Consider the following 18,158-nt stretch of genomic DNA (forward strand, 5'->3'; position numbering starts at 1 on the left):
CGAGACCAGCCTGTCACGATTTGCCATGTTTTTCAACGTGACAGCGGCTTCAAATGCGGAATCGCAACGCCCCGATCCGCTGTTCAGTCCGGCTGGGTCATGTCGATGGATTTTTGCAACGTGCCAGTTGCCCTGTCAAAGATCAGCAGGCGATCATCCTTGGTGATCACGGCATACCAGCCGGCGGTCATGGTGAAGGCCTCGGCCTTTGCACCGTCCGGCAAGGTTATGCTATCAGGCAATGGGATCGGCGCCGGTGTCCGGTCTGACGAGAAACGGATGACAAGCAGCGCAACGATCACTAAAAGCCCGCCAATCATCACCGCAGTCAGCACCGTTACAAGCCGACGCAGAAATCGCAGGTTTGCCGGCTCTTCAACCGGTTCGGAAGGGTCAGTCATGGTCACGCGCCAAATCAAGTTCACCATCACGGCGGATCCGCCGCCGCGCCTTGATAAGGCGCTTTCCCGCGATGTACCAGACGAGGCTGCGCTGTCGCGCACACGGCTGGCGCGGATGATCGCGGATGGGGCGGTGTCGGTGGATGGCGTTGCGGCCACGGACGCCAAGGCGCGCGTGGGCGAGGGGGCAGAAGTGGTCTTGACCGTCCAAGCGCCGGAAGAGAGCCATATCGGTCCCGAGGACATTCCCCTGGATATCGTTCACGAAGATGACGATCTGATCGTGATCAACAAACCGGCGGGCATGGTCGTGCATCCCGCACCGGGGACGCCTTCGGGGACGTTGGTCAACGCGTTGCTGCATCATTGCGGTGACGATCTGTCGGGGGTCGGCGGTGTCAAGCGGCCGGGGATCGTGCACCGGATCGACAAGGACACCAGCGGCCTGCTGGTGGTGGCAAAATCGGATGTCGCGCATCAGGGGTTGGCCGCGCAATTTGAGGCCCACAGCGTTGAACGGTATTATCGGGCGATGTGTTATGGTGTGCCCGATGCCAATGACCCACGCCTGCGCGGGATCAAGGGCGCGGCGTTTGAGCCGGGCAATATCCTGCGCCTGACCACCCAATTGGCCCGGCACAAGACAGATCGTCAGAAGCAGGCGGTGCTTTTTAACGGTGGGCGGCATGCGGTGACGCGCGTGCGGATCGTGGAACAGTTTGGCTCGCCACCGGTCGCTGCGCTGGTTGAATGCTGGCTTGAGACCGGGCGCACGCACCAGATCCGTGTGCATCTGGCGCATGCGGGGCATGGGCTGATTGGCGATCCGGTCTATGGCGGGCGGCGAAAACTGCCTGTGCGGGCGATTTCAACGGAAGCCGCCCAAGCGGTTCGCGCGTTTTCCCGGCAGGCATTGCATGCGGCGGTTTTGGGTTTTGTCCATCCCGTCAGCGGGCAGGCGGTGCGGTTCGAGGCCGCGTGTCCGGACGACATGGAGGCGCTTGCCACCGCCCTGCGACGACCGCCAGGTGAAGCGGACCAGTGAGAATGATCGATATAGGGCCCGTGCCGTGGCACTTGAAAAGCCTGGGCAGCGATTGTCATGAACAGCACATGCGCGTGAATGCACGACATTTCCGCTCAACCTCGCATGGGATTTGGCCCATAGTGGTGGCCTTCACACTTGAACGGGCGACATCAACCACCATATACATGTTAAGCCAATAAACATTAACAAGGGACACGAGTATGGCCAACTATGCAAATCTACCGGCACCGACGCCCGAGGGCGGTCTGAACCGGTACATGCAGGAAATCCGCAAGTTCCCGCTGCTTGAGCCAGAAGAAGAATACATGCTGGCCAAACGTTGGGTCGAGGAACAGGACACCGAGGCCGCGCACAAGATGGTCACGAGCCATCTGCGTCTGGCGGCCAAGATTGCGATGGGATATCGCGGGTATGGGCTGCCGCAGGCAGAAGTGATTTCCGAGGCCAATGTGGGTCTGATGCAGGCGGTCAAACGGTTTGATCCTGAAAAAGGGTTTCGTCTGGCGACCTATGCCATGTGGTGGATCCGGGCGAGCATTCAGGAATACATCCTGCGGTCCTGGTCGCTGGTGAAACTGGGCACGACATCGGCACAGAAGAAGCTGTTCTTCAACCTGCGCAAGGCCAAGGCCAAAATCGGTGCGCTGGAAGAGGGTGATTTGCATCCTGACAACGTGCAGCGGATCGCCACCGATCTGGGCGTGACCGAGGCCGAAGTCATCAGCATGAACCGCCGGATGAGTGGCGGCGATGCGTCGCTGAATGCCACTGTCGGCTCCGATGGCGAGGGGACGATGCAATGGCAGGATTGGCTCGAGGACGAAGACGCCGATCAAGCGGGAGATTATGAAGCGCGTGACGAGCTTGAGGCGCGGCGCGAACTCCTTGCGCAGGCGCTGGATGTGCTGAATGAGCGCGAGCGTGATATTCTGACCCAGCGTCGCTTGTCAGACAAGACCGTAACACTGGAAGAGTTGAGCGGTCAGTACGATGTCAGTCGCGAACGGATCCGGCAGATCGAAGTGCGGGCGTTCGAGAAACTGCAAAAGCGAATGCGCGATCTGGCTCATGAAAAGGGAATGCTGGCGTCGGCCTGAGCGGAGTAGGGGGCTCTGCCCCCTCCGGAAAAAATCGGGGATTTTACCCGTTCACCCCCGGAGTATTGCAACAAAGATGAAGGGGCGGGTCGCGCCCCTTTTTTCATGACCTGAGCATCTCAGGCGGGGGGCGCAGCATGTTGCGGCCCATGACGGCGGTAACCACGGCAGGGCCAAACACTGTCAGCCCGTGATTGCCCTCGCCGTGGAGTGAGCCGCCTGGGTCATTGTCGAAGAAATGCTGAAGGCCCACGAAACAGTATCCCGCGGCCTGTAGGGCGTCGATATCGGCACGGCTCTTGATGATCTTCAGACCATCGGGGCATTGTTGGCAAAGCCCTGAAGCTCTTCGGGCCTATGTTACGCGCGTATTAGCAAGCTGTTCGAGGTGCGCGCGGGCCACAGCCGCCCGATAGCGAGCAGGGTGATGTTGTCAGCGGCATCGGCAGAATTTTCAGCTCTGGCCGGCCGGGCTTTTGAACAAGGCGGCAAAGACCTGAAGTGCGATGCCGCCTTCGATCAGGCGGGGTAGATCAACCTGCCCGTAGCTTCCGCGTTCCGCCAGATGACGGTTCCACAGCAAGTCGTCGGCGTGCAAGCCAGCGACGATCCTATCGTCATGCAACGCCTGTGCTTCTGGCGTAACGGGGCAGGGCGCATGCGGACGTACACCGTTCCTGGCGTATTCGACAGAGCCGGGAGCAAGGACAAAGGATGCTGCGACTGCACCAAGCAAGGCCAGCGATCGTCGCCCCAACCTTTATCCGAGCGTGCACATGGTGCCTCCTGTACCTTACCCTGATCGCGATCCTACCGGGTGTGTGATGAGCAACAATTCCGACTGCGCGGTAAAAGGAGTTGGGCGGACCTGCGGCGACGTTCTATAGTTGTCGCAACCAAGGAGATTCACGTGTCAGGACCTATCCGATGGGGCATTCTGGGGGCTTCTGATTTTGCGCGCCGACACATGGGGCCAGCGATTCATGCGGCAGGTGGGGCGCAATTGATTGCGCTGGCGACCACACACCCCGACAAGGCGGCGGCGTTTCTCGACTTCTGCCCGGAGTTGCGCGTTTTGGACAGCTATGATGCCATGCTGGCGGACCCGAAGATCGACGTGGTTTACATCCCGTTGCCCAACCATTTGCACGTGGAGTGGAGCCTAAAGGCGCTGGGCGCGGGCAAGCATGTATTGTGCGAAAAACCGATGACGATGCAGGCGGAGGAATTCGACCAGTTGATCGCAAGACGCGATGAAACCGGTCTTGTGGCGGCAGAGGCATTTATGATCGTGCACCACCCGCAATGGCAACGGGTTCGACAGATGGTGCGGGATGGCGCCATTGGTAAACTGGTGCATGTGGGCGGGCGGTTCAGTTTTGACAATCGCGATGCCGGCAACATCCGCAATCAGGCCGAGGCGGGCGGCGGTGGTCTGCGCGACATTGGGGTTTATGTCTTTGGCGCGGCCCGGTTTGTCACCGGTGCCGAGCCGGAGGACATCACGGCGCGGGTGCGGTGGCAGAACGGCGTCGATGTCTTTGCCGATGTGCAGGCCGAGTTTCCGGGATTTACCTACGCGGCCTATGTGAGCACCCGCATGCACCCCTATCAGGAAATGCTGTTTCACGGTGAAACCGGTGTCATTCGGTTGACCGCGCCCTTCAATGCTCGGGTTTTCGGAGAGGCGCGGATCGAGTTGCATCAGCCTGATCTGGGGGTGCGGGTTGAACGTTTTCCGGCGGATAACCACTATGTATTGCAAGTAGAGGCGTTCGCAAGATCAGTACGGGATGGCGCGGAGTATCCCTGTTCGCTCGAGTTCTCGAAAGGGACGCAGGCGATGATCGACAGGGTGTTCGACGTGGCGCGGACCCTGTGAGGTATTCGTTGCCGAAAGGAGAGACGTGATGGCCGGTGGATGGGCGCGTGATGGCGCGGTGAGTGAACAGATCGAAGCCTCGATCAATGACGAGTTGGCGCGGCTGAAGACGCGGCGGGGCCCGCAGGGCGAAAGCCGGACCCATTGCGCGGAATGTGAAGAACCGATCCCGGAAGCACGGCGCAAGGCGATACCGGGCGTCAAGCTGTGCATCGACTGCATGCAGGAACGCGACAGCGCATTCAAGGCGCGGGGCGGGATGAACCGGCGCGGCAGCAAGGACAGCCAATTGAAATGACGCCTATCAGCGGTCGGCGTCACAGGGGTCTTTGTGGATCAATATGTCCATTTGCGGATAGGTCTCCATGATCCGACGCCTGAGCCCGGCCCCTATGGCATGCGCTTCGTTCAGCGTCAGGGTGCCGTCCAGTTCGATGTGAAAATCGAAAAAGATCTGGCTGCCTGCGGTTCGGCTGCGCAGATCATGAAACCCCATGATACCCGGATAGTCCCGGATGATGGTCTCGACTTCGGCGATCAGGGCGGGATCCACCCGCCTGTCCATCAGGGCATTCCAGGCGCCGGTTCCGATCTTGACAGCGCCAGCAAACAGTACGACCGAGGCGATCAGACCGACAATCGTGTCGACATCCGTGATCCCGTACCGCGCCGACAGCCACAGAGCCAGTATCGCGCCGAGGCTGGGAAGCAGATCGCTTAGGTAGTGCAGGGAGTCCGCAGCGACCACACGGTTGCCCGTCAGACGGGCGACCCGTCTTTGCCATAAAACGAGAGCACCGGTGAGGACGATCGAGATCACCATCACCGTGATTCCCGTACCTTCCGATGCCAGGGGCGCGGGGGCGGGGCTGAGCAGCCGTTGCAGCGAAACACCGGCCAGTGCGACTGCGGTGACAAGCAAGAACAATGCCTGTGCAAGCGCCGTCAGATCTTCGGCCGAACTATGTCCAAAGGCGTGGTCGTCATCGGGCGGGCGCGACGCATAGACAATGCCGGCCAGCCCAAGGGCCGAGACCAACAGGTCCAGTGCGCTATCCGCCGTTGAGGCGGCGACCGAAAGCGATTGCGTCTGCACGACCGCCCATAGCTTGATGACGACAAGGCAGAGCGCCATGGTTACCGATGCGGTGCCGGCGGACAGGTTCAGGCGTGTGTGCTGTGATGACATCCGTCTGCGTGTCCTGTCCTTGTGATCGTGGCTTGGGTGATCGCCCGAGGGCGATCACGCTGTCATGTCAGTCTTCCATTGCCTCAAGTTCGTCGATGAAGCCAGAAATCATGCTTAGCCCCTTGTCCCAGAAGGCCGGGTCGGATGCGTCAAGGCTGAAGGGTGCCAGAAGTTCCTTGTGGTGCTTGGAACCGCCCGCCTTGAGCATGTCGAAGTACTTGTCTTCAAAGCCCTCGCCGCCATCTGCATAGACCGAGTAGAGCGCATTCACGAGACCGTCGCCAAAGGCATAGGCATAGACGTAGAACGGCGAGTGCACGAAATGCGGGATATAGGCCCAGAAGGTTTCATAGCCGTCCATGAATTCGAACGCGGGGCCGAGGCTCTCGGCCTGCACACTCATCCAGAGAGCGTTGATATCGTCCGGTGTCAGCTCTCCGCCGCGCCTGGCGTCATGCAGTTTGCATTCGAAATCGTAAAACGCGATCTGGCGCACGACGGTGTTGATCATGTCCTCGACCTTGCCGGCGAGCAGCACCTTTCGCTGTTCCTTGGTTTCTGCGGTGTCGAGCATCTTGCGGAAGGTCAGCATCTCGCCGAACACGCTCGCGGTTTCGGCGAGCGTCAGCGGTGTGGAGGACAGCATTTCGCCCTGACCGGCGGCCAGAACCTGATGCACACCATGGCCGAGTTCGTGGGCGAGGGTCATCACGTCGCGTGGTTTGCCGAGATAGTTCAGCATCACGTAGGGATGCACCTCGGTCACGGTGGGATGGGCAAAGGCACCCGGCGCCTTGCCCGGTTTCACCGCCGCGTCAATCCAGCCCCTGGAGAAGAAGGGGGCCGCGATCTTGCCCATGCGGGGATCAAATGCGTTGTAGGCATCCATCACCGTCTTCTCGGCGCTGGCCCAGTCAACCACGCGGGTGTCTTCCATCGGCAGGGGCGCGTTGCGGTCCCAGACCTGCATGATGTCCAGACCCAGCCACTTGCGTTTCAGTTCGTAGTAGCGGTGGCTGAGTTTGGGATAGGCATTGACCACGGCTTCGCGCAGGGCCTCGACGACCTCGGGCTCCACGTCGTTGGAGAGGTGGCGACCGGTCTGCGGGGTGGGCATGCCGCGCCAGCGGTCGACCACTTCCTTTTCCTTGGCCTGCGTGTTGTGCACGCGGGCGAAGGTCTTGATGTTGTCGGCGAAGACGCCGGCCAGTTCACGGGCCGCCGCCTCGCGGGTGTCGCGCTCCTGCTCTGTCAAGAGGTTCAGGGTGCCCTCGATGTTGAGCGTCTCGCCGTTCACCTGGAATTCCAGCCCGGCGATGGTCTCGTCAAACAGCCTTTCCCAGGCGTCGCCGACGACACCGAGATCATGCAGGAATTTCTCCAACTCGTCGGAGAGCTGATAGGGTTTCATCGCGCGAATACGGTCGAACACCGGCTTGTACCGCGCCAGATCCGCATTGGCGGCGAAATGCACGTCGAGCACACCGTCTTCCAGACGATTGAGTTCCAGCGTGAAGAACACCAGCGGGGTGGTGAAGTTGGTGATCTTTTCCTGCATGTCGGACATGAATTTTGCCCGGTCTGCATCGGTGGTCAGCTGATAGTATCGCAGCCCCGCAAAGGACATGATCCGCCCAGCCACCGAATTGATGCGTTCGTTGCGCAACACGCAGTCGAGCAATCCGGCCGCGTCAAGATCGGCCAGTTTTCCTTCGTAATCCGAGGCGAATGATGCGCAGGCGGTCTCAAGCCAATCCAGATCGCGTTTCAGTTCGGGGGCGTCCTGTGATGTATAGAGATCGCTGAGGTCCCATTCGGGCAGATTGCCCAGATCCTTGCCGCCTGCCGAGGCGTTGGCGTCGAAATTCGGTTTGATCGTCATCACTCAATCCTTCTGCTTTGCCCTCGAAGTAGTGTGCGAGCTTGGGCAGATGCAAGTGTTCAGCCGAAATGCGATGAAATATTACGCCAAACCGCTGGCAAGGCTCTATCATTCATTGGCAGGCCCGACCGGGCCGGGGCGATGAGGGGCCGAGTGTGCCCGTGTCAATCGCTTCAATGTCAGCGGCGCGGTTATGTCGATCAATGACGATGCGCGGCTGGCGGTTGTCGCACTCAACACTCGGGTATTTGCCGTCGGCAACAGGGCTGCGCTCGATGTGGACGGATAGCTCTGCTGTATGGCCGTCGCCGGCATTGAGAGCGTGACCGTTGGCGTGACAGGTCGCTGCATTTGGAAAGACATTTGCGCCGCGCACGGGCAGCTAGGCGATGCGGGGATCAGGCGGAGACAGCGCTGTCTTCTTTGCCGCCTTGCGGGCTGGTGAACAGCGTTTCAAGCTGATCGAATATGTCGGCGCGGATCTCCGGGGTTTCCATCAGAACCTCGTGGCGCGCGCCTTGCACGATTTCGAGTCGTCCGCCTGGCCAGCGATCCATCCGCTGGCGCACGTCGTCGCAATCGATGATCTGCTCGCCGGAGCCAAGGAAGGTCACGCATGGCACGTCCGGGGACGGCCGATGTGCCAGGGCGCGGCATTCCATCAGGCTTTCACGCAGCCAGACCAGCGTCGGTCCGCCGATACCCAGTTCGGGATGCGCGGCAATCTGCTCCTGCATCATCCTGTACATGCTTGGTTCGGTTGTGAGGGCATTGCCGTCGAACGGATGCGCGGTGACATATCCTTCGTGACGGGTGCTGGGGGGCAGGCGCGTGCCCATGCCGACCATAGGTGCCACATGCGACAGCGCCCAGCCGAACGGCTTGACCATCGGCGACATGTAGATGCCCCACATCGGCCCGGTGAACGCACAGCTTTGCACGGGCAGGCCTTCCATCACGGCCCGCAATCCGATGCCGCCACCCATCGAATGGCCGATCAGATGAAAGGGCGTGGGCAGTTCGATCTGGCGCGCCAGCTTCATCGCGGCGGCCAGATCCAACTGATAATCGGTAAAGAGATTCACGTGTCCGAGCCGCTTGTCATCCAGCAGCCGATCGGCGAGCCCTTGTCCGCGCCAGTCAATCACCAGTGTCGCGAACCCGCGACGGGCCAGTTCGCCCGCCGTTTCGCCGTATTTCTCGATGTATTCGGTACGGCCCGGCAACATCAGCACGGTGCCCCGTGCCGTCCCCTGGGGGTGCCAGACGCCGACGCGGATGCGCACGCCATCCGAGGTCTGTAACCAATAGGCCTGCCCACCCTGAGGCACGCCAACCATATCGTCATGGAGAGGCGCGGAGATCGGCTCCATCAGGCCAGAACCGCAGCCAGTTTCATTGCCATGCCCATGTCGCCATCCACGGACAGCTTGCCTGTCATGAACGCGGAGGTCGGGTTCATCTCCCCTTCGAAAATCGACTGAAAGGTATCGGCATCAGCGCTGAGAGTCACTTCGGCCTCGTCATCTCCAACGCGGGCACCTTCGCCATCCAGCATGATCGTGCCCTCGCCGGCGACGTCGAATTTGGCTGTGCCGTCAAAATCGGACGCGGCAAGTTTGGTGTTGAGTTCGGCCGCAGCCTTTTCAAGGAATTCGCTCATTATCACTCTCAAGATATTTGGTGCATGGATCTCTGGATATTCCCATGCAGCACGTTACACTGAACAACGTTATGAGCGTTATCCATCCCAAATTCAAAACTACCGTCGCGGCAATTCTGGCCATAGTAATGTATTCCATACCTTTGTCCGCGCAATCCGCCGATTCTGAGGATGAGCAAGCCCTGCTGGGTGCGCTTGCCGAGGCGGACGCGGAAGAGGCACGGGGTCTGGACCGTCAATTGCAGCGACTCTGGTCAAGGAGCGGCTCGGCGTCGATGGACCTGCTGCTTCAGCGCGGTCGCGATTCGCTAGAGGAAGACGACACCGCTGCGGCGATCGAGCACCTGACGGCGCTGACCGACCATGCGCCGGACTTTGCAGAAGGCTGGAGCACGCGCGCGCTTGCCTATTTTCATGCGGAACTCTACGGTCCGGCGCTCTCGGATCTGGAGCGTGCCTTGGCGCTGAATCCCAATAATTACAATGCGATATTGGGTCTCGGGGCGCTGCTGGAGGAATTTGGCGACAAAACCCGCGCCTATCAGGCCTATACGCGCGCTCAGGCTATACATCCCCATCACGAGGAAGTAACCAAAGCCTTGGACCGTCTGCGCCCGGGAATCGAGGGCGAGGCACTTTAGGCCCTGACGGGCGGGGGGCGACAGGTGACCGGGTCATCGCGGATCGTGGCTGTTCTGGGCCCGACCAATACTGGCAAGACGCACTACGCAATCGAGCGGATGCTCGGGCATCGCACGGGGGTCATGGGGCTGCCGCTGCGTCTTTTGGCGCGCGAGGTCTATGACCGGGTCGTGGCGGTGCGTGGTCCATCGGTTGTGGCGCTGGTCACCGGCGAAGAGCGCATTGTGCCGCCGCGTACCCAATACTGGATCTGCACGGTCGAAGCGATGCCCGAGGGCATGGGCTGCGACTTTCTGGCGGTGGACGAAATCCAACTCTGCGCCGATCCGGAACGGGGGCATGTGTTTACCGACAGGCTGATGCGCGCGCGCGGGCAGCTTGAAACGCTGTTTCTGGGCAGCGATACAATGCGCGGTCCGATCCGCGCCTTGGTTCCGGAGGCACAGTTTCAAGGCCGCGAACGCATGTCGCAGTTGGCCTATTCCGGGGCCAAGAAGATCAGTCGGATGCCTGAGCGCAGCGCCGTAGTCGGGTTTTCGGTCGAGGGTGTCTATGCCATCGCGGAGTTGATCCGCCGCCAAAAGGGCGGCGCGGCAGTTGTGATGGGGGCGCTCTCGCCGCGCACGCGCAATGCACAGGTTGAATTGTATCAGAACGGTGACGTGGATTTTCTGGTGGCCACCGACGCCATCGGGATGGGGTTGAACCTCGATATCGATCACGTCGCGTTTTCGGCACTGACCAAGTTTGACGGTCGTCGCATGCGCCCGCTCGCGCCGAATGAACTGGCGCAGATTGCCGGTCGCGCAGGGCGGGGCATGTCGCATGGCACCTTTGGTGTTACCGGAGAGGCGCGCCCGCTGGATGAGCCGGTGGCACAGGCCATCATGGAGCATCGGTTCACGCCACTGAAAAAGCTGAACTGGCGGAGTGCTGCACTGGAATTTGGCACGATTGAGCATTTGATCCGCTCCCTGGAGAGGCCCCCGACAGGCGAAAACCTGACCCGTGCACGCGAGGCCGATGATCTGGGGGCGTTGAAATCTCTGGCTCAGGTTGACGAGGTTTTTGCCCGCGCGTCCGACCCCGCCTCGGTCCGGTTGCTTTGGGACGTCTGCCGGATTCCGGATTTCCGGGGAATCAGCCACGCGGAACATTCCGCGCTGCTGGAAGTGATCTTTGGCTATCTCCACGAAAGCGGGATTGTGCCCGACGATTGGCTCGCCCGGCAGATCAAACGGATCGATCGAACGGACGGCGATATCGACACGCTGAGCAAACGGTTGGCATTTATCCGCACATGGACGTATGTGGCGCAACGCAAGGGTTGGACTCGGGACGAAAGCCATTGGCGCGGGCTGACACGCGCTGTAGAAGACAGGGTGTCTGACGCGCTGCACGAGCGTTTGACCCAGAGATTTGTGGACCGGCGCACATCCGTGCTCTTGCGCCGGCTCAAGCAAAAGGAGGCCCTTTTGGCCGAAGTGAACGATAAGGGTGAAGTGACCGTCGAAGGCGAATTTGTCGGACGGTTGGAAGGCTTTCGATTCTCTGCGGATAAATCCGCGGCAGCAGGAGCCGAGGAAAAGGCCGTCAAGGCCGCGTCTTTACAGGCGCTGGCACCGCAATTCCATCTGCGGGCGGACCGGTTCTACAATGCCCCCGATACCGAGATCGACTTTACCGAACAGGGCGGTCTGATGTGGGGCGAACACGCCGTTGGCAAGCTGGTTGCGGGCCCTGAACCGCTGAAACCGCAGGTCGAAGTGTTCGTGGATGACACTGCGGGCGCAGAGGTGGCGCTGAAGGTCGAGCGCCGGCTGCAGCATTTCATAGACCGCAAGGTTGCTTTGCTGTTCGAACCGCTTTTGACGTTACAGCGTGACGAAGACCTGTCGGGACTGGCCCGCGGGTTTGGCTTTCGCATGATTGAGGCCTTCGGAATCCTGCCACGCGCCGATGTCGTGCAAGAGGTGAAAGATCTGGATCAGGACGCGCGCGGCGCCCTGCGCAAGCATGGGATCCGCTTCGGTCAGTTCACGATCTTCATGCCTCTGCTGCTGAAACCTGCGCCAACGCGGTTGCGTCTGGTGCTGTGGTCGCTGGCAAAGGGCTTGCAGGAGTTCCCCGAATCCCCCCCGCCGGGTCTGGTGACGGTTCCAACGGTCAAGGACGCGCCTGACGGCTATCACACGATGTGCGGCTATCGGGCAGCCGGTGAGCGGGCGGTGCGAATCGATATGCTGGAGCGGCTCGCCGACATGCTGCGCGCCGAAGACAGCCGGAGCGGGTTTGAGGCCAAGCCCGACATGCTGTCGATCACCGGTACCACACTGGAACAATTCGCCGATCTGATGCAGGGGCTGGGATACAAGGGAGAGCGCGGTGAACGCGTCAAGGTGAAGCCGACGCCAGCGCCTGAGGCACCCGTTTCAGAGACATCTCCGGAATCCAGGGCATCGGCAGATCCGGAAACCGCCGCATCCGCCGCGCCCGATACTGCAGAAGCGCAACCCGTGGCTGAAACAGCGGCACCCGCCTCCGAACCGGCACTGACCGAAGAGCCGGCATCTGCTCCCGCGCCGGAACCGACGGAAGAGCTAACAGCGTCCGAGTCGACTTCCGATGCAGGAGCGGCGGCAGAAGAACCGAGCCCGGAAGAGCCGGAGATGGAGGTGTTTTATACCTTCACCTGGGCCAGACCGAGTCGGGATCATCAGGGTCCCCGCGGCAAGGGTGGCCAGAAGGAACGGCAAGGCGCAAAACCCCAGGGCAAGGGTCGACCACGCGGCAAGGGCCCGGGCAAGGGCAGCCGTCAGGACAAGGGCGCCAAGTCGTTCGCAGCACGTCCGCCGCGCCCGGAAAAGAAGATCGATCCGGACAATCCGTTTGCGGCGGCCCTCATGGGGCTGAAGGACAAAACCTAGGCCGGTGAGCGACACGCAGCCAGACAAGCAGAGACTGGACAAGTGGTTGTGGCATGCGCGGTTCTTCAAGACCCGCACGCTCTCTGCCAAACAGGTCAGCGGCGGCCATGTGCGGGTCAACGGAGAGCGGACGGTCAAGCCGGCGTATGGCATCGCGCCCGGCGATATCCTTGCCTTTGCGCAGGCACGGCGCGCGCGGGTCATCAAGATCGTGGAACTTGGTGTCCGGCGAGGCCCCGCTGACGAGGCGCAGGCCCTTTACGACGACCTTGCTCCGCCGGAGCCCCGTGAGCCCCTGCCCGAAAGGGTCGGGGAACGTCCGACCAAGAAAGATCGCAGGGCATTGGATGCGCTGCGCGGCGGTCAGGACGGCGATTTCTGATCCGAATTTACCCAGGATCGCGGAACCTGTGCCCATCAAGGGCCGTTCCGTGGAACACGGGTCGTCCAATTCGCCCGAAACACCGGATTTCAGCCCCGGGGGCGTGCCCTTTGGCGGATTGCCGACTTGAAGTACCGGCGGTGCTGAATTAGCTAGTCCGCCAAGACGTGAACCGGAAAGCCCATCATGACCTATATCGTCAACGACTCCTGCATTGCCTGCAAATACACCGATTGTGTTGAGGTTTGTCCCGTGGATTGTTTCTATGAGGGCGAAAACATGCTGGTCATCCATCCGGATGAATGCATTGATTGTGGCGTTTGCGAACCGGAATGCCCCGCTGACGCGATCCGCCCCGACACCGAGCCCGACATGGACAAATGGGTTGAATTCAACCGCAAGTATTCGGAAATGTGGCCGGTGATCATCACCAAGAAAGACCCGTTGCCAGAGGCCGAAGAGCGCGATGGCGAGTCCGGCAAGCTGGAAAAGTACTTTTCCGAGGCCCCCGGCGAGGGTGGCTGAACGATTCGGCGAATGGCAACGCGCATATGCGTCAGTTCTTGCCGATAAAGTCCTGAAAAGAGACGCATTGCCGAGAGCTGACGCTACGTCCGCTTCCGATTGGGCTGATTCTGTGGTATGCTCTGTCTACAAATGATATCAATGTCTGGAAAAACGCCCTCCTACGCACTCAACCGGAGTGGCTCAGTCAACTAAAAGAACGCCGTCAGACGGGGCATGAATGTGCGCCGCTGCGGGTATTTTGTCGTCTGAACCAGCTGTAAGCAAGGACCAACTGAATGAGCAAATCGAAAAAGCTTGATTTCCGCCCCAACGAATACGTCGTCTATCCTGCGCATGGCGTCGGCCAGATCGTTTCGGTCGAGGAGCAGGAAGTTGCCGGCATCTCGCTGGAGCTGTTCGTGATTTCCTTTGAAAAGGACAAGATGACCCTGCGTGTGCCAACCCACAAGGCCACAGAAATCGGCATGCGTTCGCTGAGTTCGCCCGATGTGATCACCAAGGCGATGACCACGCTCAAGGGCAAGGCCAAGGTCAAGCGGGCCATGTGGTCGCGCCGCGCGCAGGAATACGAGCAGAAAATCAACTCGGGTGACCTGATCGCAATCGCAGAAGTCGTCCGCGATCTGCACCGCACCGATGATCAGCGCGAACAGAGCTATTCCGAGCGTCAGCTCTATGAAGCAGCACTGGAACGGCTGACCCGCGAAGTGGCTGCTGTTGGCGGCGGTGACGAAGGCGTCGCGGCCAAGCAAGTCGGGGATGTGCTGATGTCCCGCGTCGCTGCCTGATCACAGATCCACCACACGAACCGGAACCGCGCCTGATGGGCGCGGTTTTTCGTTGGCGGGATGATCGACAATGGCGAAGTCCTGACTTACCAAACCCGAACAGGGTAGAGGGCAAGGATCGCGAAGATGGCCGAAAAGGGCATGACCGGCTGGTTTGATCGTGTGTTCATCGATCTCGGTCGGCAGATGCGGTGGTCGTTTCTTCCGCCCCTGATGATCTATTTTTCCTATGGCGTTTCAGGCCTGACGGCGATTGTCGGCACGTTTTTCGTTAAGGACTACCTCGGGCTCTCTGCTGCATTTCTGTCGGGGATCGCATTTTGGGCTGGGATTCCCTGGGCGCTCAAGATGCCTTTGGGCCATCTGGTGGACCTGATCTGGCGGTTCAAGGGGTGGCTGGTCTACCTCGGTGCCACGCTTATCGCCACCAGCCTAGCGATCATGTATTTTCTGATCACAGATCCGGAGGGGATGGCGCATCTGCTTCCGGTCAGCGCGTGGTACGTGATCAGCGTGCTTCTTGCGCCCTGCGGATACGTCATCCAGGACTCGGTGGCCGATGCCATGTCTGTCGAAGCGGTGCCACGGCTCGACGAGGACGGAGAGCCGATCCCTGTGGAGCAGTCGCGTGCCATGCACACCACGATGCAAACGCTGGGCCGGTTTGCGCTGATCAGCGGCACGGTGGCGGTGGCGCTGCTGAACATCGTGATGTTTTCGGGTGCCGAAAACCTGCCGCAGGCGGATAAGGCCGAAATCTATGCGCAGATTTACCTGATCGCGATGATCATTCCGGTGCTCTCTGTCTCTGGCGTGGCGTTGGCGGCTTTCCAACGGTGGCAGGAACGCCGCCGACTCGAATATCTGGGCAAGACCGTGTCCGAGATCGATGCAGCGATCGGTCGAGAGGAAGACGAGGTGGCGCCGAACCACTGGTACTTTACCGGCGGATTGATCTTTGTGGTGCTGACGCTGGCGATTGGCTTGTCTGACATTCCTTATGCGCAAGAGATGGTGTTCGTCGGCTCGATGACCATCGTGATGTTCCTGATGCGCCAGTTGATCAAGGCACTGGATCCCGCCAAGGCCAGAATGCTGGTTGGCACCGCGATCATCATTTTCGTGTTCCGTGCCGTTCCGCTTCCGGGCCCGGGACAGACCTGGTTTGAAATAGATGTGTTGGGCTTTGACGAGCAATTCCTTTCGGTGCTCTATCTGATCACGTCGGTGCTGACACTGGTCGGCATCATCCTGTTGCGCCCGATGATGGCGAACCGCCCGATTACCAGCATCGTCATCCTGCTGACCCTTGTGGCGGCGGTGCTGTCGCTGCCCAATATCGGTTTGTATTACGGCCTGCAAAACTGGACGGCGGCGCATACCGGCGGGATCGTGGATGCAAGGTTCATCGCGATCCTCGATACAGCGGTGGAATCGCCGCTGGGGCAGGTGGCGATGATCCCGATGCTGGCCTGGATTGCGCGCAATGCGCCATCGAACCTCAAGGCAACGTTCTTTGCGGTCATGGCCTCCTTCACCAATCTGGCGCTGTCGGCGAGCGCGCTGGCGACCAAGTATCTGAACCAGATTTTCCTGATCACCCGCGAGGTGCGCGACCGCGGAACTGACTTGGTCGAGGTCCCGGCGGATTACGGAGAGCTGGGATGGCTGCTGATCGCGGTGGCGGTTCTGGGACTGGTCTTGCCGTTGGTCACGGTCCTGCTGATACAGATGTCGCGGTTGCGCACGTCCGACTGATTAGAGCGTTTCGCGTTTGATTTGGATCACCTGATGTCACCTAACGCGTTGAAATCTATGATTTCAGGCAGCGTTAGGTGATTCAGGTTTAAGGCGGAACGCTTTAGGATGCCGCAAAGGCGAGCAACGTCAGAAGGACCGCGATTTCCCCGAGCTGTTCAGCCGCGCCAAGGATGTCGCCGGTTTGACCGCCGATCCGCGACCGGGCCAGCAGCGCAAGGGCAAGGACAAGTGCAACGGCCAGGAGCCATGCACCGACGATGGCAGGGCCGACCGCGAACCAGCCGATGGCGAGGCCGAACATCAGCGCCATTGCCACCGGGCCGCGCGCGGGCGCTCCAACCCTGCGCGAGAGCCCGTCGTCACGGGCATGGGGCAGCCCGGCCATGAGCGGCGGCAGCAGGCTGCGCGGCAACGCGGCGGCGGCGATCACCGGCCAGATACCCAAGGGGAGCAAGGCGGCGAGTGCCATCCAGCGCAGGCCAACCGACAGGATCAGGGCCAGAACACCGTAGGTGCCGATGGCACTGTCCTTCATGATTTCGAGCCGCCGTTCTCGGGTCCAGCCCCCCCACAAACCATCAACTGTATCGGCGAGCCCGTCCTCGTGCATCGCCCCGGTTACGCCGATCTGAATGGCGAGGATCAGGCCCGCGGATACCGAAGCGGGCAGGCCAAGCGCGAGAGCCGCAACTCCGATCATGCCTGCCATGCCGCCGATCGCGAGGCCGACAACGGGAAACGCCCAAACGGCATCGGCCTGCCGGTCAAAGGCGTCATCCGGCAGGCGTGGCAGGGGCAGACGGGTGAGAAGGGCAAATGCCATTCCCACGTTCAGGGCCCACGCGCGGGGAATGTCGGATTTGCGCATGAGTTGGCCTTTTCGAGTGTTGTCGCTTGTCGCTCAATTGTTAAACACGGGGTCGAAACCCAATGCAACGAGGCTTTGAATGCGACCTGACCTGACCGACCTGAAAACTCTGCGAGAAATGCTCTCTGATGCACCGAAGGAGAACGACACAGCACGTCAGAAGGCGGCAGAGCGCAATGGGCAGTTGACCAAGCCGCCGGGCGCTCTGGGACGGCTCGAGGACCTGGCGCTTTGGTATGCGGCGTGGCGCGGCGACGCGCGCCCGGAGATTTCCGCGCCCCAGGTCATCGTGTTCGCGGGCAATCACGGGGTCACGGCACAGGGGGTTTCCGCCTTTCCCGCCGAAGTCACCGTGCAGATGGTGGCGAACTTTGAACATGGCGGCGCGGCGATCAATCAGCTGGCAAAGGCAGCCGGTGCATCGATGGATGTGCATGCCCTGGATCTGGATCGTCCGACCGCAGATTTCACCCAGGGCCCGGCGATGACCGAAGCCGAATGCCTGGCCGCGCTCCAAACCGGATGGAACGCCGTTGATCCATCGGCCGATCTCTTGGTCGTGGGGGAAATGGGGATTGGCAACACCACTTCGGCAGCAGCGATCTGCCATGCGTTGTTTGGAGGCTCCGCATCCGATTGGACCGGTCGCGGTACCGGTGTGGACGAGGCTGGGCTGGCCAACAAGATACGGGTTGTGGCCGAAGCGGTGGCGCTGCACGAAACTGCGGACGGGCTGGACGTGCTGCGCTGTCTTGGCGGGCGCGAGGTCGCGGCGATGGCGGGTGCGCTCGCTGCGGCAAGAGCGCTGCGAATTCCGGTGATTCTCGACGGGTTCATCTGTTGCGCGGCGGCGGCCTGCCTGCACGCGATTGATGCCAGCGCACTGGATCACACGGTTGCTGGGCATATGAGTGCCGAAGGCGCGCATGGCGCGCTGTTGGACAGGTTGGGCAAAGAGCCGCTTCTGTCGCTGAACCTGCGTCTGGGCGAAGGATCGGGCGGTGCCCTGGCGATCAATATCATCAGGAGCGCGCTCGCCTGTCATAGCGGAATGGCAACATTTGCCGAGGCCGGAGTCGCCGCAGGATAGCGCGCTTTCG

General features: G+C 60.9%; 18 protein-coding genes. 11 read left to right on the forward strand and 7 right to left on the reverse strand.

What is annotated here, in order from left to right; genetic code table 11:
* Positions 1 to 83: 83 nt before the first annotated feature.
* A complete protein-coding gene (locus QO231_RS02400; RefSeq protein WP_316772878.1) occupies positions 84 to 401 on the reverse strand; it encodes a DUF6476 family protein in 318 nt (105 codons plus the stop codon).
* Between QO231_RS02400 and QO231_RS02405 the strand changes: the two genes are divergently transcribed.
* Together QO231_RS02405 and rpoH are read left to right on the forward strand one after the other, a co-directional pair.
* Positions 400 to 1,446 carry an RluA family pseudouridine synthase gene (locus QO231_RS02405; protein WP_316772881.1) on the forward strand — a complete coding sequence of 349 codons (1,047 nt, stop codon included), beginning with the start codon at positions 400 to 402 and terminating at the stop codon, positions 1,444 to 1,446. The two genes, QO231_RS02400 and QO231_RS02405, sit on opposite strands and share 2 nt — an antisense overlap.
* Positions 1,447 to 1,649: 203 nt before the next feature.
* Positions 1,650 to 2,546, forward strand: a complete 897-nt coding sequence (gene rpoH, locus QO231_RS02410) for an RNA polymerase sigma factor RpoH (RefSeq protein WP_316772883.1) — start codon at positions 1,650 to 1,652, stop codon at positions 2,544 to 2,546.
* Between the two features lie 454 nt (positions 2,547 to 3,000).
* Here the strand turns inward: rpoH and QO231_RS02415 are convergent, their stop codons facing one another.
* Positions 3,001 to 3,303: a hypothetical protein gene (locus QO231_RS02415; RefSeq protein ID WP_316772886.1), complete on the reverse strand. Its 303-nt coding sequence runs from the start codon at positions 3,301 to 3,303 to the stop codon at positions 3,001 to 3,003.
* Positions 3,304 to 3,456: 153 nt separating this feature from the next.
* Between QO231_RS02415 and QO231_RS02420 the strand changes: the two genes are divergently transcribed.
* Positions 3,457 to 4,428 carry a Gfo/Idh/MocA family protein gene (locus QO231_RS02420; protein ID WP_316772889.1) on the forward strand — a complete coding sequence of 324 codons (972 nt, stop codon included), beginning with the start codon at positions 3,457 to 3,459 and terminating at the stop codon, positions 4,426 to 4,428.
* A gap of 28 nt (positions 4,429 to 4,456) precedes the next feature.
* Entirely contained in the window at positions 4,457 to 4,726 is a 270-nt protein-coding gene (locus QO231_RS02425) for a DksA/TraR family C4-type zinc finger protein (RefSeq protein ID WP_316772891.1), read from the forward strand.
* Between the two features lie 6 nt (positions 4,727 to 4,732).
* Here QO231_RS02425 and QO231_RS02430 read toward each other — a convergent pair whose 3' ends face one another.
* The 4 genes from QO231_RS02430 to QO231_RS02445 form a co-directional block, all read right to left on the reverse strand.
* Positions 4,733 to 5,617 (reverse strand): cation diffusion facilitator family transporter, encoded by an 885-nt coding sequence (locus QO231_RS02430; protein WP_316772894.1) that lies wholly within the window; start codon positions 5,615 to 5,617, stop codon positions 4,733 to 4,735.
* Positions 5,618 to 5,684: 67 nt separating this feature from the next.
* Complete coding sequence (locus tag QO231_RS02435) at positions 5,685 to 7,499, reverse strand: M3 family oligoendopeptidase (RefSeq protein ID WP_316772897.1); 1,815 nt, start codon at positions 7,497 to 7,499, stop codon at positions 5,685 to 5,687.
* Between the two features lie 398 nt (positions 7,500 to 7,897).
* Positions 7,898 to 8,872: an alpha/beta hydrolase gene (locus QO231_RS02440; protein ID WP_316772899.1), complete on the reverse strand. Its 975-nt coding sequence runs from the start codon at positions 8,870 to 8,872 to the stop codon at positions 7,898 to 7,900.
* On the reverse strand, positions 8,872 to 9,162 hold the full coding sequence (locus tag QO231_RS02445; RefSeq protein ID WP_316772903.1) for an SCP2 sterol-binding domain-containing protein: 291 nt from the start codon (positions 9,160 to 9,162) through the stop codon (positions 8,872 to 8,874). Before QO231_RS02445 ends, QO231_RS02440 begins: the two co-directional genes overlap by 1 nt.
* A gap of 44 nt (positions 9,163 to 9,206) precedes the next feature.
* Between QO231_RS02445 and QO231_RS02450 the strand changes: the two genes are divergently transcribed.
* The 6 genes from QO231_RS02450 to QO231_RS02475 all read left to right on the forward strand — a co-directional run bounded on the left by QO231_RS02450 (position 9,207) and on the right by QO231_RS02475 (position 16,187).
* The gene (locus QO231_RS02450) at positions 9,207 to 9,803 is read left to right on the forward strand and encodes a tetratricopeptide repeat protein (RefSeq protein ID WP_316772905.1); all 597 of its coding nucleotides are present in this window, start codon (positions 9,207 to 9,209) and stop codon (positions 9,801 to 9,803) included.
* 24 nt (positions 9,804 to 9,827) lie between these two features.
* Positions 9,828 to 12,731, forward strand: a complete 2,904-nt coding sequence (locus QO231_RS02455; protein ID WP_316772909.1) for a helicase-related protein — start codon at positions 9,828 to 9,830, stop codon at positions 12,729 to 12,731.
* A 4-nt stretch (positions 12,732 to 12,735) separates the two neighbouring features.
* A complete protein-coding gene (locus QO231_RS02460) occupies positions 12,736 to 13,113 on the forward strand; it encodes an RNA-binding S4 domain-containing protein (RefSeq protein WP_316772912.1) in 378 nt (125 codons plus the stop codon).
* 186 nt (positions 13,114 to 13,299) lie between these two features.
* Positions 13,300 to 13,638, forward strand: coding sequence for a ferredoxin FdxA (fdxA, locus tag QO231_RS02465; protein ID WP_316772915.1), 339 nt, complete (start codon positions 13,300 to 13,302; stop codon positions 13,636 to 13,638).
* A 278-nt stretch (positions 13,639 to 13,916) separates the two neighbouring features.
* Positions 13,917 to 14,429 carry a CarD family transcriptional regulator gene (locus QO231_RS02470; protein ID WP_316772917.1) on the forward strand — a complete coding sequence of 171 codons (513 nt, stop codon included), beginning with the start codon at positions 13,917 to 13,919 and terminating at the stop codon, positions 14,427 to 14,429.
* A 126-nt stretch (positions 14,430 to 14,555) separates the two neighbouring features.
* A complete protein-coding gene (locus QO231_RS02475; protein ID WP_316772922.1) occupies positions 14,556 to 16,187 on the forward strand; it encodes an MFS transporter in 1,632 nt (543 codons plus the stop codon).
* A gap of 103 nt (positions 16,188 to 16,290) precedes the next feature.
* On the opposite strand, the gene cobS is transcribed toward QO231_RS02475, so the two are convergent.
* Positions 16,291 to 17,058, reverse strand: a complete 768-nt coding sequence (gene cobS / locus QO231_RS02480; RefSeq protein ID WP_316772925.1) for an adenosylcobinamide-GDP ribazoletransferase — start codon at positions 17,056 to 17,058, stop codon at positions 16,291 to 16,293.
* Positions 17,059 to 17,137: 79 nt separating this feature from the next.
* Here cobS and cobT point away from each other — a divergent pair, with 79 nt between their 5' ends.
* A complete protein-coding gene (cobT, locus tag QO231_RS02485; protein ID WP_316772930.1) occupies positions 17,138 to 18,148 on the forward strand; it encodes a nicotinate-nucleotide--dimethylbenzimidazole phosphoribosyltransferase in 1,011 nt (336 codons plus the stop codon).
* The last annotated feature ends 10 nt before the right edge of the window (positions 18,149 to 18,158 follow it).

The organism is Sedimentitalea todarodis (assembly GCF_032595355.1).
Classification (GTDB): Bacteria; Pseudomonadota; Alphaproteobacteria; order Rhodobacterales; family Rhodobacteraceae; genus Sedimentitalea; species Sedimentitalea todarodis.